16 protein-coding genes are annotated in these 23,843 nt (G+C 59.0%); 12 read left to right on the forward strand and 4 right to left on the reverse strand.

Going from position 1 to position 23,843, the window contains the following annotated elements; translation table 11 throughout:
* Positions 1–17 precede the first annotated feature (17 nt).
* The 7 genes from rnr (at position 18) to dnaB (ending at position 7,285) form a co-directional block, all read left to right on the forward strand.
* Positions 18–2,645 (forward strand): ribonuclease R, encoded by a 2,628-nt coding sequence (rnr, locus tag BMY73_RS15170; RefSeq protein ID WP_092408096.1) that lies wholly within the window; start codon positions 18–20, stop codon positions 2,643–2,645.
* Positions 2,642–3,403: a 23S rRNA (guanosine(2251)-2'-O)-methyltransferase RlmB gene (rlmB, locus tag BMY73_RS15175; RefSeq protein ID WP_092408098.1), complete on the forward strand. Its 762-nt coding sequence runs from the start codon at positions 2,642–2,644 to the stop codon at positions 3,401–3,403. The genes rnr and rlmB overlap by 4 nt, the downstream gene beginning before the upstream one ends.
* Before the next feature lie 247 nt (positions 3,404–3,650).
* Complete coding sequence (gene rpsF / locus BMY73_RS15180) at positions 3,651–4,073, forward strand: 30S ribosomal protein S6 (protein ID WP_062379020.1); 423 nt, start codon at positions 3,651–3,653, stop codon at positions 4,071–4,073.
* Positions 4,074–4,101: 28 nt separating this feature from the next.
* Positions 4,102–4,332 (forward strand): 30S ribosomal protein S18, encoded by a 231-nt coding sequence (gene rpsR / locus BMY73_RS15185; protein WP_037015707.1) that lies wholly within the window; start codon positions 4,102–4,104, stop codon positions 4,330–4,332.
* A gap of 42 nt (positions 4,333–4,374) precedes the next feature.
* Positions 4,375–5,271, forward strand: coding sequence for a YybS family protein (locus BMY73_RS15190; protein WP_062379018.1), 897 nt, complete (start codon positions 4,375–4,377; stop codon positions 5,269–5,271).
* Between the two features lie 20 nt (positions 5,272–5,291).
* Positions 5,292–5,738, forward strand: coding sequence for a 50S ribosomal protein L9 (rplI, locus tag BMY73_RS15195; protein WP_062379016.1), 447 nt, complete (start codon positions 5,292–5,294; stop codon positions 5,736–5,738).
* Between the two features lie 149 nt (positions 5,739–5,887).
* Positions 5,888–7,285 (forward strand): replicative DNA helicase, encoded by a 1,398-nt coding sequence (gene dnaB / locus BMY73_RS15200; RefSeq protein WP_062379013.1) that lies wholly within the window; start codon positions 5,888–5,890, stop codon positions 7,283–7,285.
* 9 nt (positions 7,286–7,294) lie between these two features.
* Here the strand turns inward: dnaB and BMY73_RS15205 are convergent, their stop codons facing one another.
* Together BMY73_RS15205 and BMY73_RS15210 are read right to left on the reverse strand one after the other, a co-directional pair.
* Complete coding sequence (locus BMY73_RS15205; protein WP_092408099.1) at positions 7,295–8,485, reverse strand: alginate lyase family protein; 1,191 nt, start codon at positions 8,483–8,485, stop codon at positions 7,295–7,297.
* Between the two features lie 127 nt (positions 8,486–8,612).
* A complete protein-coding gene (locus BMY73_RS15210) occupies positions 8,613–11,447 on the reverse strand; it encodes an RHS repeat domain-containing protein (RefSeq protein WP_092408101.1) in 2,835 nt (944 codons plus the stop codon).
* Positions 11,448–11,645: 198 nt separating this feature from the next.
* Here BMY73_RS15210 and BMY73_RS15215 point away from each other — a divergent pair, with 198 nt between their 5' ends.
* The 4 genes from BMY73_RS15215 to BMY73_RS15230 all read left to right on the forward strand — a co-directional run bounded on the left by BMY73_RS15215 (position 11,646) and on the right by BMY73_RS15230 (position 21,428).
* Entirely contained in the window at positions 11,646–13,955 is a 2,310-nt protein-coding gene (locus BMY73_RS15215; protein WP_062379008.1) for a YgiQ family radical SAM protein, read from the forward strand.
* 632 nt (positions 13,956–14,587) lie between these two features.
* A complete protein-coding gene (locus tag BMY73_RS15220; protein WP_092408103.1) occupies positions 14,588–17,881 on the forward strand; it encodes a transglutaminase family protein in 3,294 nt (1,097 codons plus the stop codon).
* A 143-nt stretch (positions 17,882–18,024) separates the two neighbouring features.
* Positions 18,025–20,532: a circularly permuted type 2 ATP-grasp protein gene (locus BMY73_RS15225; RefSeq protein WP_092408105.1), complete on the forward strand. Its 2,508-nt coding sequence runs from the start codon at positions 18,025–18,027 to the stop codon at positions 20,530–20,532.
* On the forward strand, positions 20,532–21,428 hold the full coding sequence (locus tag BMY73_RS15230; RefSeq protein ID WP_092408107.1) for a transglutaminase family protein: 897 nt from the start codon (positions 20,532–20,534) through the stop codon (positions 21,426–21,428). The genes BMY73_RS15225 and BMY73_RS15230 overlap by 1 nt, the downstream gene beginning before the upstream one ends.
* Positions 21,429–21,586: 158 nt before the next feature.
* On the opposite strand, the gene BMY73_RS28335 is transcribed toward BMY73_RS15230, so the two are convergent.
* On the reverse strand, positions 21,587–21,763 hold the full coding sequence (locus BMY73_RS28335; RefSeq protein ID WP_175500186.1) for a hypothetical protein: 177 nt from the start codon (positions 21,761–21,763) through the stop codon (positions 21,587–21,589).
* 422 nt (positions 21,764–22,185) lie between these two features.
* On the opposite strand from BMY73_RS28335, the gene azu reads away from it, so the two are divergent.
* The gene (gene azu, locus BMY73_RS15235; protein ID WP_062379000.1) at positions 22,186–22,632 is read left to right on the forward strand and encodes an azurin; all 447 of its coding nucleotides are present in this window, start codon (positions 22,186–22,188) and stop codon (positions 22,630–22,632) included.
* A 131-nt stretch (positions 22,633–22,763) separates the two neighbouring features.
* On the opposite strand, the gene BMY73_RS15240 is transcribed toward azu, so the two are convergent.
* Positions 22,764–23,780: a DUF1338 domain-containing protein gene (locus tag BMY73_RS15240; protein WP_092408109.1), complete on the reverse strand. Its 1,017-nt coding sequence runs from the start codon at positions 23,778–23,780 to the stop codon at positions 22,764–22,766.
* Between the last annotated feature and the right edge of the window lie 63 nt (positions 23,781–23,843).

Here is a 23,843-nt window from a genome sequence, read left to right on the forward strand (position 1 = left end):
AAGGTGAACTGAATCTAATGGCCGATTGGCAGTCCCTCGATCCCGAGGCCGCTCGTGAAGCGGAAAAATATGAAAACCCCATCCCCAGCCGTGAGCTGATTCTGGCGCATCTCTCCGACCGTGGCTCGCCCGCGGCTCGCGAGGAGTTGGTGGAAGAGTTCGGTCTGACGACCGAAGATCAGATCGAAGCCCTTCGTCGCCGCTTGCGCGCGATGGAGCGTGATGCGCAGCTGATCTATACCCGTCGTGGCACGTACGCACCTGTGGATAAGCTCGACCTGATCCTGGGGCGCATCAGCGGCCATCGCGACGGTTTTGGCTTCCTGGTGCCGGACGACGGTTCGGATGACTTGTTCATGAGTCCTGCGCAGATGCGTCTGGTGTTCGATGGCGACCGCGCACTGGCGCGTGTTTCCGGCCTGGACCGTCGCGGTCGTCGTGAAGGCGTCATCGTCGAAGTCGTCTCCCGTGCTCATGAATCGGTTGTCGGTCGCTATTTCGAAGAAAGCGGCATCGGCTTCGTGGTGCCGGACAATCCCAAGATCCAGCAGGAAGTGCTGGTGACACCGGGTCGTAACGCCAACGCGAAGATTGGCCAGTTCGTCGAGGTGAAGATCACCCACTGGCCAACGCCGCGCTTCCAGCCCCAGGGCGATGTGATCGAAGTCGTCGGCAACTACATGGCGCCGGGCATGGAGATCGACGTCGCGCTGCGCACTTACGATATCCCTCACGTCTGGCCTGAAGCAGTGCTCAAGGAAGCCGCCAAGCTCAAGCCGGAAGTGGAAGAGAAAGACAAGGAGCATCGCGTCGACCTGCGCCATCTGCCGTTCGTCACGATCGACGGCGAAGACGCGCGCGACTTTGACGACGCGGTGTATTGCGAGGCCAAGCCCGGCAAGCTGCGCCTGTTCTCCGGTGGCTGGAAGTTGTACGTGGCCATTGCCGACGTCTCCAGCTACGTGAAGATCGGTTCGGCGCTGGATGCCGAGTCGCAGGTGCGCGGCAACTCGGTGTATTTCCCTGAGCGTGTCGTGCCGATGCTGCCTGAGCAGTTGTCCAATGGCCTGTGCTCGCTGAACCCGTTGGTCGACCGTCTGGCGATGGTTTGCGAGATGACCATCTCCAAGACCGGCGAGATGACCGACTACGTGTTCTACGAAGCCGTCATCCACTCTCACGCCCGTTTGACCTACAACAAGGTCAGCTCGATTCTGGAACATCCGAAATCCGCAGAAGCCAAGCAGCTTCGCGGCGAATACGGTGACGTGGTTCCCCACCTCAAGCAACTCTACGCGCTGTACAAGGTGTTGCTGGGGGCGCGTCATGTGCGCGGTGCGATTGATTTCGAAACCCAGGAAACCCGGATCATCTTCGGCTCCGAGCGCAAGATTGCAGAAATCCGCCCGACGACGCGCAACGATGCTCACAAATTGATCGAAGAGTGCATGCTGGCTGCCAACGTGGCCACCGCCGAATTCCTCAAGAAGCACGAGATTCCTGCGCTGTATCGCGTTCACGACGGCCCGCCGCCGGAGCGTCTGGAAAAGCTGCGCGCGTTCCTCGGCGAACTTGGCCTGTCTCTGCACAAGGGTAAAGACGGCCCGACGCCGAAGGACTATCAGGCGCTGCTGGAAACCATCAAGGACCGTCCGGATTACCACCTGATCCAGACCGTCATGCTGCGTTCTCTGAGCCAGGCCGTTTACAGCTCCGACAACAACGGGCACTTCGGACTGAATTACGAGGCGTATACGCACTTCACCTCGCCGATTCGCCGCTACCCGGATTTGCTGACCCATCGCGCCATTCGTAGCGTGATCCGCTCCAAGCAGGAAACGCCGCACGTTCGCCGGGCTGGCGCTGCGTCGATTCCGAAGGCGCGTATTTATCCGTACGACGAGGCCGTGCTGGAACAGTTGGGCGAACAGTGTTCGATGAGCGAGCGCCGTGCCGACGAGGCCACTCGCGATGTGACGAACTGGCTCAAGTGCGAATTCATGAAAGACCGCGTGGGCGAGTCGTTCCCTGGCGTGATTACGGCCGTGACCGGTTTTGGCCTGTTCGTCGAGCTGACGGATATTTACGTCGAAGGTCTGGTTCACGTCACCGCGCTGCCGGGCGATTACTATCACTTCGATCCGGTTCATCACCGGTTGGCAGGTGAACGTACCGGGCGCAGTTTCCGTCTGGGCGACACGGTGGAAGTGCGGGTCATGCGCGTCGATCTGGACGAGCGCAAGATTGACTTCGAAATGTCTGAAAAAACCACCAGCGCGCCGATTGGCCGCAAGCGCCGGGCCGCCGAGCCTGCTCCGGTGGAAAAAGAGAAAGAGAAGGAAAAAGCGTCGACTGCACGCCCAAGCCGTCGCAGTGCGTCGAAAGAGCCTGTCGTCGAGGCGTATCGCCCAAGCGACGCGGCCGCCAAAAACGCTGAAGTCCGCAAAAGCCGCGAGATGAAGAAAGCCTTGTTGGCGGAAGCGAAGGGCGGTAGCAAGGCGACGTCGGGAAAGTCGGCCAGGAGTGATTCGGCGCCTGCAACGGCTTCCGGGAAACCGAGCAAACACCGTAAGGGCCCGTCTAAGTCGGGCTCGGCTCCAGCTGCGAAGAGCGGCGGGGTGCGTAAACCTAAGGCGAAGTCATGAGTTCGTTGGAAAAAATCTACGGCGTTCACGCCGTAGAGGCGTTGTTGCGGCACCACCCGAAACGGGTCAAGCAGATCTGGCTGGCGGAAGGGCGTAGCGATCCGCGCGTTCAGGTGCTGATCGACCTGGCTGCGCAGAATCGCGTATCGGTCGGTCAGGCCGAGCGTCGTGAAATGGATGCCTGGGTTGAGGGCGTGCATCAAGGCGTGGTGGCGGATGTCAGCCCGAGTCAGGTCTGGGGCGAAGCGATGCTCGACGAGTTGCTCGACCGCACCGAAGGCGCACCTTTGATTCTGGTGCTCGACGGCGTGACGGATCCGCATAACCTCGGCGCTTGCCTGCGCACCGCCGATGCTGCGGGTGCGCTGGCGGTGATCGTACCCAAGGATAAATCCGCGACGCTTACCCCGACCGTTCGGAAGGTGGCGTGCGGCGCTGCCGAAGTGATCCCGCTGGTAGCGGTGACCAACCTTGCACGCACGCTGGAAAAACTCCAGCAGCGTGGCCTGTGGGTGGTGGGCACTGCTGGAGAGGCGGAGCAAGAGTTGTATCAGCAGGATTTGACCGGGCCGACCATCATGATCATGGGGGCGGAAGGCAAAGGCATGCGTCGCCTGACCCGTGAACATTGCGATTACCTGGTCCGCCTGCCGATGGCGGGTAGCGTCAGTAGTCTCAACGTTTCGGTGGCGACAGGTGTGTGCCTGTTCGAAGCGATGCGCCAGCGCAGTGTGAAAGCAGCCGCTTCGCGAAAGTAGGAGCCTCAAGCGACAAGCGACAAGCTGAAACCGTCCGCGATCGGCTTGTCGCTTGCCGCTTACAGCTTGACGCTGCCTTGCTCAAATAATCACCAATTTCCTTGCGCCGTCTCTGGCCCTTCTCTACAATTGCGCCCCTTGCTGTCATGGCAGGCGCTCATGTGCCTGTCCTGTGCAAGCTAAACCAGTGTTATTCACTCCTTGTCTGACCGTTTTGGCGGCAGGCTACAACCCGTAAGGAGCATTCATGCGTCATTACGAAATCATCTTTCTGGTTCACCCGGACCAGAGCGAGCAAGTCGGCGGCATGGTTGAGCGTTACACCAAGCTGATCGAAGAAGACGGCGGCAAGATCCACCGTCTGGAAGATTGGGGCCGTCGTCAACTGGCCTACGCAATCAACAATGTTCACAAGGCTCACTACGTGATGCTGAACGTTGAGTGCACCGGCAAGGCCCTGGCCGAGCTGGAAGACAACTTCCGTTACAACGATGCCGTGATCCGTAACCTTGTCATCCGTCGCGACGAAGCCGTTACCGGCCAGTCCGAAATGCTCAAGGCTGAAGAGAACCGCAGTGAGCGCCGTGAGCGTCGCGACCGTCCTGAGCACTCCGACGCCGAAGGCGTTGACAGTGATGACAGCGACAACAGCGATAACGCTGACGAGTAATCCACGGACCTTTTGAGGAGCCTATTACATGGCACGTTTCTTCCGTCGTCGTAAATTCTGCCGCTTCACAGCTGAAAATGTGAAGGAGATCGATTACAAGGATCTCAACACCCTGAAAGCCTACGTATCCGAAACCGGCAAGATCGTTCCTAGCCGCATTACCGGTACCAAAGCTCGTTATCAGCGTCAGCTGGCTACCGCTATCAAGCGCGCCCGCTTCCTGGCCCTGCTGGCCTACACCGACAGCCACGGCCGCTGAGACCAGGTTCAGTCGACAAAAACGCAGTAAGGGATAAATCGCATGCGCGCCATGGCTGAATTCATCATGCGCGGCCGCGTGCAGGCCACTCTCGTAGTGGTGGGATGTGCGGCGTTGCCGCTGTTGTTCTGGTTGAGTGCTGCCGCAGGGTGCCTTGTGCTCCTGCGACGCGGGTTGAGCGACGCTTCGAGCGTACTCGCCTGGGCTCTGCTGCCGGCTTTGGTCTGGTGGTATTTCGGTGATCCTCGCACGCTGATGGTGTTGCTGGGGTCATGGGGGTTGGCGGCTTTGTTGCGTGCCAGCGAGTCCTGGGTCCGCGTGCTGCTGGTCAGCGTAGCGGCTGGATTGTTGTATTCGGTGATTCTGGGGGCGGTTTTCCGCGAGCCCATCGAAGCCATGGCGGGGGAGTTGCAGAAACTCCTTCCACACGTCTTCGGTGATGTCTACCAACAGATGTCGGTAGAAGAGCGAGCGCGTCTGGGAGCATTGATTACGCCGGTCCTCAACGGCCTGATCGCAGCGGTGTTGCAGATCGTCAGCGTGGTCTGCCTGATTCTTGGGCGGTACTGGCAGGCGCTCTTGTATAACCCGGGTGGTTTCGGGCGCGAATTTCGCAGCTTGAGACTCCCGCGGGCACCGATGCTGGTGCTGCTGGTGTGCATGTTGGTTGCGCCGAATTTCGGTCCGCAACTGGCGATGTTGACACCGTTGTGCAGCGTACCGCTCATGTTCGCGGGGCTGGCCTTGATTCACGGTCTGGTGGCTGCAAAGCGCCTGACACGGTTCTGGCTGGTGGGGTTGTACGTCACGTTGTTGCTGTTCATGCAGCTGATTTATCCGTTGCTGGTGGTGTTTGCCATTGTCGACAGCCTGATTGATTTTCGCGGCCGTCTGGCGTCGAAAGATGCCGATAACGGTTCTGCGAACGGTGAAGGTTAAAGTTAAGAGGTTATTACCAAATGGAACTCATCCTGCTGGAAAAAATCGCCAACCTGGGCAACCTGGGCGACAAAGTAAACGTTAAGGCTGGTTACGGCCGTAACTACCTGCTGCCTTTCGGCAAAGCCACCGCTGCAACCGCTGCCAACCTGGCTGCGTTTGAAGAGCGTCGCGCCGAGCTGGAAAAAGCCGCTGCCGAGAAGAAAGCTTCTGCTGAAACTCGTGCTGCTCAACTGGCTGAGCTGGAAGTGACTATCACTGCCACCGCTGGTGACGAAGGCAAGCTGTTTGGTTCGATCGGTACTCACGACATCGCTGACGCACTGACCGCCTCTGGCGTTGAAGTGGCCAAAGCTGAAGTTCGTCTGCCGAACGGCACCATCCGTAACGTTGGCGAATACGACGTTGCCGTGCACTTGCACAGCGACGTTGAAGCTACCGTTCGCGTAGTTGTGGTGGCTGCTTAAGCTGCTCGATTCCGGCGTTTCGGCGCTGGAGTCCGACCGATTGACGATTCGCTCGTCGGTGGGTCAGCAAGGGGCGCGTTCCTGTTTATCAGGTCGTGCCCTTTGTCATTTCTGAGTATCCTGTTTCAAACCCCTTATTCCGTGTGGCCATGAACGATATTTCCGCTCCCGAGCAATACGACCTGCAGACCGCTGCCCTGAAGGTGCCGCCGCATTCCATCGAGGCCGAACAGGCCGTGCTCGGTGGTCTGATGCTGGACAACAACGCCTGGGAACGCGTGCTGGATCAGGTTTCGGACGGTGATTTCTATCGTCATGACCATCGTCTGATTTTCCGCGCCATCGCCAAGCTGGCTGATCAGAACCTGCCCATTGACGTGGTCACCCTGTCCGAGCAACTGGACAAGGAAGGTCAGACCTCTCAGGTGGGCGGCCTGGGCTATTTGTCGGAGCTGGCGAAAAACATCCCGTCGGTCGCCAACATCAAGGCGTACGCCCAGATCGTGCGTCAGCGCGCGACTCTGCGGCAGTTGATCGGCATCAGTAACGAAATCGCCGACAGCGCGTTCAATCCTGAAGGGCGAACCGCCGAAGAGATTCTCGACGAAGCCGAACGGCAAATCTTCCAGATCGCGGAAGCGCGGCCGAAAACCGGTGGGCCGGTGGGCGTCAACGACCTGCTGACCAAGGCCATCGACCGCATCGACACGCTGTTCAATCTCGGCGAGGGGATCACCGGTCTGTCCACCGGTTATACCGACCTGGATGAAAAAACCAGCGGCCTGCAACCCGCTGACCTGATCATCGTCGCAGGTCGTCCCTCGATGGGTAAGACCACCTTTGCGATGAACCTGGTGGAGAACGCGGTCCTGCGCAGCGAAAAGGCGGTGTTGGTGTTCTCGCTGGAGATGCCAGGGGAATCGCTGATCATGCGTATGTTGTCGTCGCTCGGCCGTATCGACCAGACCAAGGTCCGCTCCGGTCAACTGGACGATGATGACTGGCCGCGTCTGACCTCGGCGGTGAACCTGCTCAACGACCGCAAGCTGTTCATTGATGACACGGCCGGCATCAGTCCTTCGGAAATGCGCGCGCGTACCCGCCGTTTGGTACGTGAGCACGGCGAGATCGGCCTGATCATGATCGACTACCTGCAGTTGATGCAGATTCCGGGGTCTAGCGGTGACAACCGGACCAACGAAATTTCCGAGATTTCCCGATCCCTGAAAGCGCTGGCCAAGGAATTCAACTGCCCTGTGGTCGCGTTGTCGCAGCTCAACCGCTCCCTGGAACAGCGCCCCAACAAACGTCCGGTCAACTCCGACTTGCGGGAATCCGGAGCGATCGAGCAGGACGCCGACGTCATCATGTTTGTGTACCGGGACGAGGTGTATCACCCGGAAACCGAGCACAAGGGCATCGCCGAAATCATCATCGGCAAGCAGCGTAACGGCCCGATCGGTTTTGTTCGTCTGGCGTTTATCGGTAAGTACACCCGCTTCGAGAACCTCGCGCCGGGCAGTTATAACTTCGATGACGACGAATAGCAGGCTGACTCACGCGCCCGTGTCAGCGTGGGTCAGCGTTTCCCAGAGGTAATGAAAGTAGCCTTTGGCCGGACGCCGCTGGAGCAGCCAGCGCCGGGTTTCGGGCAGTTCAAAGCTCCTCCGGTTAACGTAATGGTTGTAGGCCACCTCGAACGTTCCGTTCAGGTCTCCAATCAGCTTGCCGCCGCATAGCCAGCCAGGCGTGGTGGCCTGATTCCTGGCGGCGGCATGAAACTCCATGCCGTCGCGCAATCGCTTCGATTGTTCACCGTACAAATCCAGCCCCTGCAAATACGCCGTTTCCGCGACATTGATGAACGCTGCCAAGCCGTAAGCGGTGTGCTCAAGGTCGCGACAGGTTTCCTGTGCATGGCCGTCGACAAATGTCTTTTGGCCTTCCCAGTACGCAATCAGCTGCTCATCGGTCTTGGCGCAATCAGGCGGTATCACAGGCAGCGGGCCATCGGCCTCTTGATATACGAACGCCGGTAAACGCTTGCGCCACTGTGAAATGGCCTTGTCAAAAAGTGCGCGGTCATCCAGAAACACTGCGATATTGAGCTGCGCTTCAATGCCGCTGGCCTGCCAGTTGCCGTAATGACAGACTCCAATGCGCGGCGCTTCACCGCGCTGTATGTCCGGCAGGTACTGGGTGCGCAGCATGAGGGAAAATTGCTCGATATCGCTTGCAGCCCAAACCTCGCCACGATGGCGAATGATTTCCGCGGCGCGAGTCCACAGCTGTGCAGACCAAGACGCCTGCAAGGGCGCGTTGGAGTTGCGATGCCCGTCCTTCATGGTCGAGGCCCAGGCGTTCATAATGGTGATGGCGTTCTCGGCATAGCGCTGATCACCGCTGTAAGACCATGCCAAGGCTTGGGTGTAAGCCGCCTGTGCGTCGCGCACCTCGTCCTTGCAGCCTTTGTCGGGGTTCGAAAACGGCCCGCACTCGACGGTCGTCCACGGCGTGGGTCGATAGTCACGTGCTGCAAGCGGGTCGCTCATCATGGCGTTGTAGGCTTGGTGCCAGGGCGAGCGTTGTTCTCTGACCGCTTCCCTGACGAAGTCCAGCCGGTCGCTGTCCAGCAATATGCCCGGATGTTTGAACGTCGTTATTGCGGCGTCTGAGGCTTCTGTTCCCAGTGTCACGGCTCCCAAGGCGATCAAGGCCAGGGTGCGGACCGGTGTGGCTTTACTCATGAGCTGTACTCTTCTTGTTTACGACATGATTTCGCGTGTCGTCGCCAAGCTGTCAGGCAACGTCACTTTGGCGGTTAATCGCAGAAAACATGAACGGTCAAGAAAAGCGTTAGGTCCGACGTCTCGATCAGTGGGTGTCTACAATGGAGTGTGGCGCAAAGCCATTTTCTTTCCGCTTGAGCAACAAACGCCAGGCGCCGCGTCCGGTCTGGCCTCCGAGACCGGGTAAATCCACGGAATATGTATTTTTGGTCACTTTATGTAGATTGCCTCTACCTCGCTCGACATTCTCGATGGCGGCCCGAACGGCACCCCGCAGGCCTTCATACTTTGGTTCCTGTTTGAGAAAGTCGGAGGTATTGAAATAGGCTTCCACATCTTCCTCGGAAACGCGCTGGAGGGGTATTTTGCCCGCCAGCGCACTCATGTTCTGAACAGAGGGTTCGTCCGATTTCGCAGGAGCGGCACTTGCCCGGTGTTTTTTATTTCTTTTTACGGGTGAGCTTCCCGTTGAGGGGGCCCAAAGTGATTCATTTGTCCGAAACGCCGTCAGCGTCCCAGGGGCGCGAGGGGATGCGTGACTCTGGGGTAAAAGTGTGGCCCTTTTAAAGTCGAAGTGCGGCGTGTTACGGGCGAATTGACTGGTTAAAAAGCCATGAAGAGATTTATGTTGGTTGAAAAAGGACAGTTGTTTAGCACTGCTTAAGACAAACACTGAAGGCTGTTGTGTCGCCTCATCTTCGTGCAGTACAAGTTGTGAGTTCTTGTAATGGTTTACCACGAACTCATCAAGGCTTAGAAATTCATCCAGCTGAATGTCGTATTTCAGTTTGAGTTTTCTGTAGAGGTCTAGCCGGGGGTCTTGGCGAAGGGAATATGCCCTTTGTATTTCATGAAGAGCATAAATTAGAACGCCTATACCCATCGCTATACCCAAGAAAAGAAATATATCGTAAACGCCGAATTCCATGCTGTGTCCGCCCTGCACATCGACTCTGTTCACCGGGTTGTTATTGACCATCTGATACAGGTTGGACCCATCAGCCATCCCCAGGGGATCCGGGTTTATCCAACGAGCTAGCCAAGGGGCGTAATACCGTAATCCATAGTAATAAAGCCCGCCACCGTCTCTCTCTTTGCCTGAGTAGCGAACGGTTTTGTAGGACGCTTCGACGACTGATCGCGTAGCCCACCAGGCGGTCACTCCAAACGGATAGTAGCCTTCATAACTGATCAGTCGGGCTTCGTTATCCAGTTCCAGCGTGCATGATCCCAAATGGTCGTCCACGCTGTAACGCAGTTGATCATTGAGGATCTGTTCGGGTTTGCCGCAGACCCAATGCATGCAGCGCACCAAGTTGCGTCCTGCCTGGACGGTGATGACTTCCAGATGTTCGCCGTTGGCGGTATCCATTCTTATTTCCAGACCAGGCAAGTAGCGTACTTCACGGGTATGCACGATTGACTTTGCGGATGACATTGCAATTTTGCGCAACCGTTGTCCGTCGCTGTCGTAAAAATAGGATTCGCTGTCGTTATTCCCATCGTTGCGAGTCAGCACGTCCATTTGAGTCAGTTGATTCAGGCCGTCCCATTGAAGTGATTGCTGTGTCAGTTTTTGAAGGTTGCCGCAGGCATCGAACAGGTTATCAGCGTCGGGCGGGGCGCTGTCGTCCTCCCATGCCAGCGCTCGATTACTGAACGGTGAGATCCACATTCTACGGGTGTATGCCTGCTGGCCTTCATGCCTGAGCTCAAGCATGTTTCCTGCTTCATCATATCGATAGTGCTGCGTGTAATTCAGAAGCTGGCTCGTGTCGGTGAGCAACGAGATGGGGGTAGGCAGCCCCGGTTGAATCGCTGCAGTTGACGACTCACGCCCCGTCGCTTTGACCAGTTGATACAAGCTGTCGTGTTCATAGCTGTTGAGTGCCTGGATTTGCTGATTTTTGAAGTGGCGAGCTGGCTGAGCCTGATCCAGGACATTCACGATGTTCCCTGCGGGGTCGTAACCATAAACAAGGTGCTGTAAAGGCGTGGTTGCGGATCTGCAGGTGATCAACTCCTGCAAACGGCAATCGATCATGGAGAAACGTGCGTGGCTGGTGACGTTGTTGCCTGCTGTCTGGGACTCAAGGTTTCCAAATGCGTCGTACGAGAGGCTGTGTAGCAGAACCCGCGGTGTTGATGTCGAGGCCAGCGTCAACTCGACCCGCGACAACAGTCCGGCGGTATCGTAGGCGAAAGAACGTCGATTTCCGCTTGCGTCCGTTTGTGCGAGGAGGTCGCCCGTTGGGCCCATTGAATCTGTATTTTTCGAGCCTTCATCAGGCCCCAGCAGGGCATCGCGTTGCTCGGTGTCATCGGGCCAATCAGGCAGTTCCAGGCTCTTCAGGAAACGTCGTCGCTGTTGTTTTGGTACCCCTAGAATATTACAGGCATCAATGAAGTGGCTGCCTGCCCCATCATCGCAGCGGTGAAGCACACCGCAGAGATTAAGCGCTGAAGCTGCCTCGGAGGGGGCGATGTAAGAGAGCCGTTCGCAGGCTCGAACCTGACGGTCAGCCATTTGCTCATAAGCCGCTGAGGGCCGAAGCAGCGAATCATATTCCAGCCTGCGATAGGTTCCCCGAGCATCCCAGGTGTCCAGGTCATTGCCTGCACTGCCGGAGAGACGTGCTTTCCAGCCCGCGTCCACGCTGCTCTGAAACAGTAACGCTGAGGACAGGCTGAAGACATTGGTGATATTGGCTGGCGCCGACGGATCGCCCTGAAAAGCGGTAAAAAGGCGTGGGTCACGACGCGTAGCCAAATGCCCTGCGACATCGAAGGTCTGGCTTTCTATTCTCGCCTCCACCTGTTCACCGATTATCGCCCGATGAAAATTTACATTCCGTACGGTAAGGCCACGGCAATCGGTCACTTTCAGGGAGGGGGTATGGGTATGAACGGAGGTTGGCATGTCACGTTCCCCTGTCAAGTCATGCCCAACGTACACCTGTCTTCTAACGTTCGAAACTGTCAGAACTGACAGTAACGGCGGGCCGGTTCCTGCAAAGTGACTCGGCTAAAAACCGACTGGCGTAGTCGGACTTGATCAAAATTTGTGCTATCCTCCGCGCCCGCGATTTTTCCAACGTGCAAACACGTAGGTCCTGACATGCAAGCAGCCAAGCCGTTATTTGACTATCCGAAGTACTGGGCCGAATGTTTCGGGCCGGCGCCTTTCCTGCCGATGAGCCGGGAAGAAATGGATCAGCTTGGCTGGGATTCCTGCGACATCATCATCGTGACCGGTGATGCCTACGTCGATCATCCGTCGTTTGGCATGGCGATCATTGGCCGGCTGCTGGAGTCGCAGGGCTTCCGCGTCGGGATCATTGCCCAGCCAGACTGGAGATCCAAAGACGACTTCATGAAGCTCGGTGAGCCGAATCTGTTTTTTGGCGTCGCGGCCGGCAACATGGATTCGATGATCAACCGCTACACTGCGGACAAGAAAATCCGCTCCGACGACGCGTATACGCCCGGCGGCATGGCGGGCAAGCGGCCGGATCGCGCGAGCCTGGTTTATAGCCAGCGCTGCAAGGAAGCCTACAAGAACGTGCCGATCGTGCTGGGTGGTATCGAAGCCTCGCTGCGCCGGATCGCGCACTACGATTACTGGCAGGACAAGGTTCGCAATTCGATTCTGATCGACGCCAGCGCCGATATCCTGCTGTACGGAAACGCCGAGCGGGCCATCGTCGAGGTCGCCAATCGGCTGTCCTGCGGTGAGAAGATCGAAAGCATCACTGATGTGCGCGGCACTGCGTTCATTCGTCGTGACACGCCGGAAGGCTGGTACGAGGTCGACTCCACGCGCATTGACCGTCCGGGCAAGATCGACAAGATCATCAACCCGTATGTGAACACTCAAGACACTCAGGCCTGCGCCATCGAGCAGGAAAAGGGTGAGGTTGAGGACCCAAATGAAGCCAAGGTCGTGCAGATTCTCGCCAGCCCGCGCATGACCCGCGACAAAACCGTGATTCGCCTGCCGTCCATGGAAAAGGTGCGCAACGACCCTGTGCTGTATGCCCACGCCAACCGCGTGCTGCACCTGGAAACCAACCCCGGCAACGCCCGCGCGCTGGTCCAGAAGCATGGTGAAGTCGATGTCTGGTTCAACCCGCCGCCGATTCCGATGACCACTGAGGAGATGGACTACGTGTTCGGCATGCCGTACGCGCGCGTCCCGCATCCGGTGTACGGCAAGGAGAAGATTCCGGCTTACGACATGATTCGTTTCTCGGTGAACATCATGCGTGGCTGCTTCGGCGGCTGCACCTTCTGCTCGATCACCGAACATGAAGGCCGGATCATCCAGAACCGTTCGCACGATTCGATCATCCGTGAAATCGAAGAAATCCGTGACAAGGTTCCGGGCTTCACTGGCGTCATTTCCGATCTCGGCGGCCCGACCGCAAACATGTACCGCATTGCCTGCAAGAGTCCGGAAATCGAGTCCGCGTGCCGTAAGCCGTCTTGTGTATTCCCCGGCATCTGCCCGAACCTGAATACCGATCACTCGGCGTTGATTCAGCTGTATCGCAGCGCGCGCGAACTGCCAGGAGTGAAGAAAATCCTGATCGCTTCCGGCCTGCGTTACGACCTCGCGGTGGAGTCACCGGAGTACGTGAAAGAGCTGGTGACGCACCATGTCGGTGGTTACCTGAAGATCGCCCCGGAACACACCGAGGAAGGTCCGCTCAACCAAATGATGAAGCCGGGCATTGGCAGCTATGACAAGTTCAAGCGCATGTTCGAGAAGTACTCGAAAGAGGCCGGTAAAGAGCAGTACCTGATCCCTTACTTCATCGCCGCTCATCCCGGCACCACCGATGAAGACATGATGAACCTGGCGCTGTGGCTCAAGGGCAACGGCTTCCGGGCCGATCAGGTGCAGGCGTTCTATCCGTCACCGATGGCCAGCGCGACTGCCATGTACCACTCCGGCAAAAACCCGCTGCGCAAGGTCACGTACAAGAGCGACTCGGTGACCATCGTCAAGAGCGAAGAGCAGCGCCGTCTGCACAAGGCCTTCCTGCGCTATCACGACCCGAAAGGCTGGCCGATGCTGCGTGAGGCCTTGGAGCGCATGGGCCGTGCCGACCTGATCGGTCCGGGTAAACACCAGTTGATTCCGCTGCATCAACCGGAAACCGACAGTTACCAGAGCGCGCGTCGCAAGAATTCGACGCCGGCTGGCAGCCACAAGGTGGCCAAAACCACCAAGATCCTGACCCAGCACACAGGGCTGCCGCCACGCGCTACCGACGGCAGCAAACCGTGGGACAAACGCGAAGAGGCCAAGGCCGCCGCAGCGGCTCGCAACAAACAGGCCGCGAAGGAACGTGCCGATGCGGCCAAGGGCGGTAAAGGTGGCAAGAGCAAGAAGCCGTCACGTCAGCCGGTGTTTCCGCGCTAAGTGACGCGGTCATAAAAACGCCAGCTACCAAGCTGGCGTTTTTTTGCGCGACGGCCCGGTGGGCCTGACTTTCCGTTCGCCCCACGGCCTGAAATTCAGGAAAGTTCCTACACTCAACGAGCCGCGGTCCGACTTCGAAATCTCAACTTGCTCCGTATTGTCTTCGGCCTAATCACGCCGAGGTGCAAAGAAGTGAGTTTGACTGTGATCAGGAACGATTATTCCTGTGCGATGAACGCGGCACGTTTACGGATCGAGCGAGCGGCTCAGTTGAATCGATTGTTCAGCCCGCCTGCGCGTCCGGAACCTGTATGGGCGCCGGCCTGGTTTATTGCCACGGTTTTCTCCATGCGTTGAACCGAGTGCTGTAGCCAAGCGATGGACGCACGCCGAAATCGATGTCTGGAGGCCTCCAGATGTGCCTGTTTCGGCGGGTCACTGCGCCTTGAAAGCGGTAAATAACCCCGCCCGCCTCATTTCCGTGCGACCCTTGCACCAGCCGCCGAAGCTGGCGCAATTTTGGTGCTGTGCTTAGCTGAGCGAGCACCTTCAACGCCGAAGGCGCTGGACTTGCCTGGATGGCATAAGTCTTGCGCGGTTCCGCTACCGTCCAGGCTCGCAGGAGGCACGCCGTGTCGATTCACATTGCCTTGCACCACGTCACTCATTACCGCTATGACCGCGCGGTGGAACTGGGTCCGCAGATTGTGCGCTTGCGTCCGGCGGCTCACAGCCGCACGCGTGTGTTGTCTTATTCGCTGAACGTCCTGCCTGAGACTCATTTCATCAACTGGCAACAGGACCCGCAGGGTAATTACCTGGCGCGTCTGGTGTTCCCGGAGAAGACCAATGAGCTGCGTATCGAGGTCGACCTGGTCGCCGAGATGGCGGTGTTCAACCCGTTCGACTTCTTTCTTGAGCCCTATGCCGAGAAGATTCCGTTCACCTACGCCAGGGAAGAGCATCACGAGCTTCAGCCTTACCTGGAAAAGCTGCCGCTGACGCCGAAATTTCAGGCGTATCTGGAGAGCATCGATCGCACGCCAATCCCGGCCATCGACTTTCTGGTCAACCTCAACCAGCGTCTGGCTAACGACATCGGTTACCTGATCCGCATGGAGCCTGGCATTCAGACGCCGGAGTTCACCCTTGAAAATGCCTCCGGCTCTTGCCGCGATTCGGCCTGGCTGTTGGTGCAACTGCTGCGTCATATCGGCCTGGCAGCGCGATTCGTTTCCGGCTACCTGATCCAGCTCAAGGCCGATGTCGAGGCGCTCGATGGGCCCTCGGGTACTGACGTCGATTTCACCGATCTGCACGCATGGTGCGAGGTGTATCTGCCCGGCGCTGGCTGGGTGGGTCTGGACGCGACCTCCGGGCTGTTTGCCGGAGAGGGGCACATCCCTTTGGCGTGCAGCCCGGAACCCTCTTCGGCGGCACCGATCAGTGGTCTGGTCGAGCCGTGCGAAACGGAGTTCAGCCACGAGATGTCCGTCGAGCGCATCTGGGAGGCGCCGCGCGTCACCAAGCCCTACACCGAAGAGCAATGGCTCGAGATTCAGGCGCTGGGGCGACAGATCGACACCGACCTGATCGCGCATGACGTACGCCTGACCATGGGGGGCGAACCCACCTTTGTGTCGATCGATGATCGTGACGGAATCGAATGGAACACGGCGGCACTGGGGCCGAAGAAGCGTGTGCTCTCCGCCGAGCTCTTCCAGCGCATGCGCAAACACTACGCGCCACAGGGCCTGGTGCATTTCGGTCAGGGCAAATGGTATCCGGGCGAGCAATTGCCGCGCTGGTCGCTGAACTGCTTCTGGCGCCGCGATGGCGAACCGGTGTGGCGCAATAATGCGCTGATCGCCGATGAAAACGAAGATTACGGCACCGACAGCGAAATGGCCGGGCGCTTTCTGCGCAGTGTTGCCGAGCGACTGAAACTGCCGGCTCGCTACGTGTTTCCCGCGTACGAAGACAATTTCTATTACCTGTGGCGCGAAGGTGCGCTGCCCGGGAACGTCACTGCCGAAGACTCCCGTCTGAGCGACGAACTTGAGCGGGCGCGACTGAGCAAAGTGTTTTCGCAAGGGTTGGACAAGATCATCGGCCATGTGCTGCCGTTGGCGCGTACGGCTGCCGATGATGGCTGGCAGAGCGGCCGCTGGTACCTGCGCGACGAGCACTGCCGTCTGGTGCCGGGGGATTCCCCGCTGGGTTATCGTTTGCCGCTGGCGTCGCAACCGTGGGTCAGGGCTGCCGAATATCCGTACATCCATCCGACCGACCACAACCAGGACTTCCCCGATCTGCCGGACCGTGACCAGGTTCAGGCCAACCTGGACGGTTTGGTCGAACAGAAAAATCCAGACACCGAGCGAGCACCTGCCATCGACGAGTCTGCCGACTGGCTGACACGCACCGCGCTTGGCGCCGAAGTGCGAGGCGGCAGGTTGTACCTGTTCATGCCGCCGTTGCAGTCGCTGGAAGCCTACCTTGAGCTGGTGGTCGTCATCGAATCGACCGCTGAAGAATTGCGCTGCCCGGTCTTGCTGGAAGGCTACGAGCCGCCCAGCGATCCACGTCTGACCAATTTCCGTATCACGCCAGACCCTGGCGTGATCGAAGTCAACGTGCAGCCGTCCTCCAGTTGGGACGAACTGGTCGAGCGCACCGAATTCCTCTACGAACAGGCGCGCCTGACGCGGCTGACCACTGAAAAATTCATGATCGACGGACGCCATACCGGCACCGGAGGCGGCAACCATTTTGTGCTCGGTGGCGCCACGCCGGGCGACTCTCCGTTTTTGCGTCGACCGGATCTGCTGCGCAGCCTGCTCAGCTACTGGCATAACCATCCATCGCTGTCGTACCTGTTTTCGGGGTTGTTCATCGGCCCTACGTCGCAGGCGCCACGCGTCGATGAAGCGCGCAACGATTCACTGTACGAGCTGGAAATCGCCTTCTCGCAAATGCCAGCCCCCGGCGAGGAATGTGCGCCGTGGCTGGTGGACCGTTTGCTGCGTAACTTGCTGATTGACGTCACGGGTAACACCCACCGCGCGGAGTTCTGCATCGACAAGCTTTACTCGCCCGATGGCGCGACGGGCCGTCTGGGCTTGCTGGAGCTGCGCGCCTTCGAAATGCCGCCTCACGCCCGCATGAGTCTGGCGCAGCAGTTATTGCTCCGGGCCCTGGTCGCGCGATTCTGGCGTGAGCCCTATGCGCCGCCAAAACTCGCACGGTGGGGCACCGAACTGCATGATCGTTTCATGCTGCCGCACTTCATCGAGCAGGATTTCGCCGACGTCATCGTCGAACTCAACGCTGCGGGTTACCCGGTGCGTGCCGAGTGGTTCGCGGCACACCTGGAGTTCCGCTTTCCGAAGGTCGGCGATTACGCAGTCAGCGGCATTGAGCTGGAACTGCGTCAGGCGCTGGAGCCCTGGCATGTTCTGGGTGAGGAAGGTGCGGCGGGCGGCGCGGTTCGTTACGTGGATTCGTCCTTGGAGCGTCTGCAACTCAAGGTCACCGGGCTGCCACCACAACGCTACATACTGACGTGCAACGGTATCCCGGTGCCGTTGCAACCGACGGGGCGTGTTGGCGAATTCGTGGCGGGCGTTCGTTACCGTGCCTGGCAGCCGTTCAACGCGCTGCAACCGACCATTCCGGTTCATGCGCCGCTGGTGTTCGACATTCTTGATACCTGGATGCAGCGCTCACTGGGCGGCTGCGAGTATCATGTCGCGCATCCTGGTGGTCGCAATTACGAAACCCTGCCGGTGAACGCCAACGAAGCCGAAAGCCGACGCCTGTCGCGGTTCTTCCGCCTTGGTCACACCCCCGGCAAACAGGCCGTTCCCGCATTGACCATCAACGATGAAATGCCGATGACGCTGGACATGCGTCTGCATCGGTAAGGCCCGGACACCTTGCCTGACGTTCTGCGTCAGGCAATACGACCCAGAAAGCGGCCGCAGGGAAGCAAGCCACTCCGTGTCATTTGTCTGCGCTAATCTAATCCCTGCGAATTCGAGCCCTTTAGTTGTCTGCCGAGCCTTCCATGCCCGACCTGCTTGACCAATATCCGCTGAGTGCGGGTACTTATCACGAGATGCTCGACGCCAGCGGCGAGGTACGCCCGCATTGGCTGCGTTTTTACGAGCACTTGCAACGCAGCACGCCCGCGCAGCTGATTCAGCGCCAGGCACTGCTCGCCCGGCAGATTCAGGAAAACGGTGTCACTTACAACGTCTATGCCGACCCCAAGGGCGCGGATCGCCCGTGGGAACTGGACCTGCTGCCACATTTGATTCCCCTTGAGGAATGGCAACAGGTCGCGGCCGGCATTGCCCAGCGCGCGCGCCTGCTCAACGCGGTACTGGCTGACCTGTACGGTCCGCAGACGCTGATTGCCGAGGGGCTGCTTCCGGCCGAACTGGTCTTCGGCCACAACAATTTTCTCTGGCCGTGCCAAGGCGTAACGCCGCCGGAAGGGACCTTCCTGCACGTGTATGCAGTGGACCTGGCGCGTACGCCGGACGGTCGCTGGTGGGTGACGGCAGACCGCACCCAGGCGCCCTCAGGTGCCGGTTACGCGCTGGAAAACCGTTTGATCGTGTCGCGGGCATTCCCGGAGCTGTATCGCGATCTGGAAGTGCAGCACCTGTCCGGTTTCTTCCGTTCATTGCAGGAAACCCTGACCCGTCAGGCACCCAGTAGCAACGAAGTGCCACTGGTGGTACTGCTGACGCCGGGACGCTTCAACGAAAGCTATTTCGAACACCTCTACCTGGCGGGTCAGTTGGGTTATCCACTGGTGGAAGGCAGTGATCTGACCGTACGCGATGCCACGGTCTACCTGAAAACACTCAGCGGCCTGCGCCGTGTTCACGCGATCATGCGTCGGCTGGACGATGATTTCTGTGATCCGCTGGAGTTGCGCACTGACTCTGCGCTGGGTGTGCCGGGCTTGCTGGAAGCCGTGCGTCAGGGCCGTGTGCTGGTGGCCAATGCGCTGGGAAGCGGAGTGCTGGAGTCTCCCGGATTACTGGGCTTTTTACCGAAGATCAACGAACACCTGTTTGGCGAAGAACTGATGCTGCCTTCTGTGGCGACCTGGTGGTGCGGCGAGCCGCCTGTGCTGGCTCAGGCGCTGGAAAAAATGCCTGACCTGCTGATCAAGCCGGCGTTCCCGTCCCAGAGTTTCGCGCCCGTGTTCGGACGCGATCTCAATGAAGAGCAGCGCCGGGCCCTGGCTGCGCGTATGCAGGCCCGACCTTATGCCTATGTGGCCCAGGAACTGGCCCAACTCTCGCACGCGCCGGTCTGGCAGGGCGAGGAGGAGCAGTTGCAGCCTCGTGCGATCGGCATGCGGGTGTATGCCGTCGCCACCGAGGACGGCTACCGCGTTCTGCCGGGTGGCCTGACGCGCGTAGCCGCCGATGCCGACGCGGACGTGGTGTCGATGCAGCGAGGCGGTGCCAGCAAGGACACTTGGATTCTCGGCGAACGCACGCTGGGCAGCGAACCCTGGAAGGGCCGTCGTTCACTGGGCGTGCACGACCTGATTCGCCGCGACCCGTATCTGCCGTCGCGCGTGGTGGAAAACCTGTTCTGGTTCGGTCGTTACTGCGAACGTTGCGACGACAGCGCGCGGTTGCTGCGGATCATGCTGGCGCGCTATGTCGACGGTGATGACCCGCTGGCGCTGCAAGCCGCTATCGAGTTGGGCGAGCGTTTGAACCTGGTTCCTCGGGTCGACGAAGAGGACGAGGAAGGCTCTGCGCTCCCTGACCGTTTGCTTGCCGCGCTGCTCGGTGACGAATGGCCGTTCAGCTTGCGTTCCAACCTGCAACGGTTGCAGTGGGCAGCGTCCCAGGTGCGTGGCAAGTTGTCCCGCGAGAACTGGCAGGCGCTGGTGGAGCTGCAGCGGGAAGCCACTCATCTGGACACCGACACCCCTGATTTCGGTGAGCTGCTGGACTTCCTCAACCGGCTGGTGATGTCGCTCGCCGCGCTGTCGGGCTTTGCCCTCGACGACATGACGCGCGATGAAGGCTGGCGCTTCCTGATGATGGGGCGGCGTATCGAACGCCTGCAATTTCTCAGCACGAGTCTGGCGGCGTTTTTGCGCAGCGATGCGGTGTTCGATCAGGACGCGCTCGACTGGGTGCTGGAGCTGGGCAACAGCAGCATCACGTACCGCTCGCGTTACCTGGCGGTGCCGCAATTGATTCCGGTGCTGGACTTGCTGTTGCTCGATGACCAGAACCCTCACGCGGTGCTGTTCCAGCTCAAGCTGGTGACGCGTTCCTTGAAGCGTTTGAACGACGATTTCGGCGCGCCGCAGGACCGCAGTCTGGCGGCACTGACGCAGCGTCTGGCCGCCTTCGATCTCGGGTGTCTGGAGAACGGTCTGTTCGGGGAAAGCAGTGTCAAGGCTGCGCTGCATGGGCTGGCTGATTTACTGCAGGGTATTGGCGAGGTCAGCGGTCAGGTCTCTGACCGCCTGGCCTTGCGCCATTTCGCTCATGTCGATGATGTCAGCCAGCGCACGGTGTCCGTCTGATGAACAGCGCTCATTACCAGATCCTTCACGATACCCACTATAAGTACGACAGCCCGGTTTCGCTGGCCCAGCAACTGGCCCATCTGTGGCCGCGACGCAGTCCGTGGCAGCGTTGCCTGGAACAGCATTTGGTGATCAGCCCGACACCCACCACCCGCCGCGACGAGCTGGATGTGTTCGGCAACCCGCTGACCCGGCTGGCGTTCGAGCGTCCCCACGACGAATTACAGGTCAATGCGCGTTTGCGCGTCGAAGTCCTGGAGCGTCCCGCGCTGGATTTCTTTCAGTCGGATGCCTGGGACCACACCCGCAGCACGCTTACCTACAGTGCTTCGAAGATGTCCCCGGACATTCTCGATGCCTGCCGCTATCGCTTTGAATCGCCCTACGTGCATTTAAAGCAGTCGTTTGTCGAGTTCTCGGCCAGTTGCTTTCCGGCGGGCAGACCGATGCTGCTGTGCGCTCAGGCATTGATGGAAAAGATTTTCGACGAATTCACGTTCGATGGCGAAGCGACCCAAGTGGCGACGCCGCTGGTGGAAGTATTGGAGACAAAGCGTGGGGTCTGTCAGGACTTCGCGCATTTGATGCTGGCGTGCCTGCGTTCACGTGGGCTGGCGGCGCGGTATGTCAGCGGCTATCTGCTGACCCAGCCACCGCCCGGTCAGCCCAGGCTGATCGGCGCCGATGCGTCGCATGCCTGGGTATCGGTGTTTTGCCCGGTACTGGGCTGGGTGGATTTCGATCCCACCAACAATATCCAGCCAGCGCTGGAGCACATCAGTCTGGCGTGGGGGAGGGACTTTTCCGATGTTTCTCCGCTACGCGGCGTGATTCTGGGCGGCGGCAATCATGATCCCGAAGTGCGGGTGACCGTAATGCCGATTGCGGGGTAGGCGGGCGACGCATTCACTGTAGGAGTGAGCTTGCTCGCGATCGTGGAATGTCAGCCAACGGATGGATCGTGGCGAAAACCTCATCGCGAGCAAGCTCACTCCTTCAGGATTTCGCGTTCACCCATCCCATTGTGCTGTTCAGCGGTTTCGGCAGTGAATCATTCAGCTGGCTTTTCGTCACTCTGCTGCTCGGCAGTGTCGCTTTCCGCAGCCTCACCTTCTCCAGCCAGTGCTTCAGCTTTTTCGGCCTGTTTGCGCTGTGCTTTCTCTTCTTTCTTCTGCTCTTTAGCCAGATCACGTTGACGTTTGGCAAAGGAATAATTGGGTTTGGCCATGGGCAATCCTCGAGGCAGACGATAAGTCCGGTCATTCTGCCTGAGAACGACGCTCCTCCGGCGTTGTATTTTTCGCACACCCACTGTCCGGCTCACGAGCAACCACGCGATCAGCCCCTGTATCAGGCGCGGCGGTAATCGCCGTAATCTTGTGCGGCGCTGTGGTAATTGCCACTGGCGCCGCAGGCGTAGGCGGCGAGCAAGCTGCGAAAAAGACTATTGAGTGGCATGAAGATCGTCCTAATTGATGAGTGACAACGCCATTTTAGAAAGACACTGTAGGGTCCGCTGTTTGATTGTCTCGATGGCCCTGATAGAGCCGAACCAGACAGGTTTCATAATAAGCGGTTGATAAATTGTTTAAAGTTAGGGCACTCTTTGTATACAAAAACCAGAAGCAAAATCCATTCAGGAGACCCATCATGATTCGCAAGCTTGTGGCTGTATCCCTGCTGACGTTGGCCAGCGGGCATTTGTTGGCGGCTGAATGCTCGGTCGAGGTCGATTCGACCGACCAGATGACGTTCAGCACCAAAGCGATTGAGATCGACAAGAGCTGCAAAGAGTTCACGGTTAACCTGAAGCACTCTGGCAGTCTGCCGAAGAACGTCATGGGCCATAACCTGGTGATCAGTAAAGAAGCGGACATGCAGCCAATCGCCACCGACGGCATGAGCGCCGGCATCGACAAGCAGTATTTGAAAGAGGGTGATGCGCGCGTCATCGCTCACACCAAGATCATTGGCGCTGGCGAAACCGATTCATTGAAAATCGATGTGTCAAAGCTGGATCCGGCAGAGAAGTACGGTTTCTTCTGCTCGTTCCCGGGCCACATCAGCATGATGAAGGGCACGATCACGCTGAAGTGATGCAGGCCGTGTGATGATTCAGCTCGCGTAGGAGCGCGCTTGCCCTCGAAAAAATGCATCCGACGACGCAGATGTCTCGGATGCAAATACCTGTCGCGGGCAAGCGCGCTCTTATAGAGTGACTGGCGTCCTCACGACGCGGTCATCTTGAAAATCCCCTGCGCATTGCTGCTGTCGAAGTTCAGGTCGAGCTTGCCGTTCTCCGGGTCGACTTTGCGCTGAATGAACTCGACAAACGACCCTGGCACCTGATGCGTTCTCACGACACCGTCGGCATCGAGCAACTCGCGGTTCACGGTGCAGGCCTTGTAGGCCGTCTGCAAGACACGTCCTGATGCCGAGACCTCTATGCTGTCCTTCATCGGGCGCTCGCGCCGACGCTGTTCTTCAACCGTGGCCTCCAGGTTCTCAACCCGGTCGGTCAGGTGGTTGAAGCTATTGCCCTCCGTCGAGATCCAGGCCATTTCCACGCTTTCACTGAGCAACTGGCGATAATCGTCTTCCCGCACGACACCGTGCTGACGGTCGAAGGCGCGGTACAGGCCCGGCAACAGCCGCGTGGCCTCGTCGAGGCTGCAATGGTGGGTCGATTGCAGGCGCTTGAGGATGCTCAGGTCTTCGTGGCTCAGAGGATCGCGGCTCGAGCCGACGACGCGGCTGACAGCGTTCTGGAACCCTTCGCTCAGGCGGCCGGGGTGCAGCTCGGACACGAAAAACTGGGCGATGTCTTCCGGCAGGTCCATCTGGCGATAGCCCCAACCGGTCATGTTCAATTTGGTCAACGGATAGGTGCGCACATCGGTGAAGCCCAGCGGCTCCAGCAGTCGGGAGAAGGCCAGACGACCCCGTGGCAGCTCGCCGTTCTGCACCCAGTCCACGGTGCGGATTGCGCCGTGATCGAACACCACCTTGCGCCCGCTGTCGTGTTGCTCATCCACGTAGCGAAGGCCGTCCGGCACCGCCTCGACCAGCTTGTGGAACAGGCACAGGTTCAGCGCCTCGGCGAGCCAGACACGATGGATCGCGTCGTCGCTCCAGGAAAAGTTTTGCAGCGCCTGAGGGACTTCCACACGGTGTTCGAGCCAGTCAGCAGCGGGCTGGCCGACGGTGGAAGCGACGAGGGAGAAGAGGCCTTGGAAAGCAGTCATGGGTAGCGGCTCTGAGCGAGAAAGTCAGAACGCTATGTAAGCCTTCATGGCGAATGCCATCAA

Source organism: Pseudomonas sp. NFACC02 (assembly GCF_900110765.1).
Lineage (GTDB): Bacteria > Pseudomonadota > Gammaproteobacteria > Pseudomonadales > Pseudomonadaceae > Aquipseudomonas.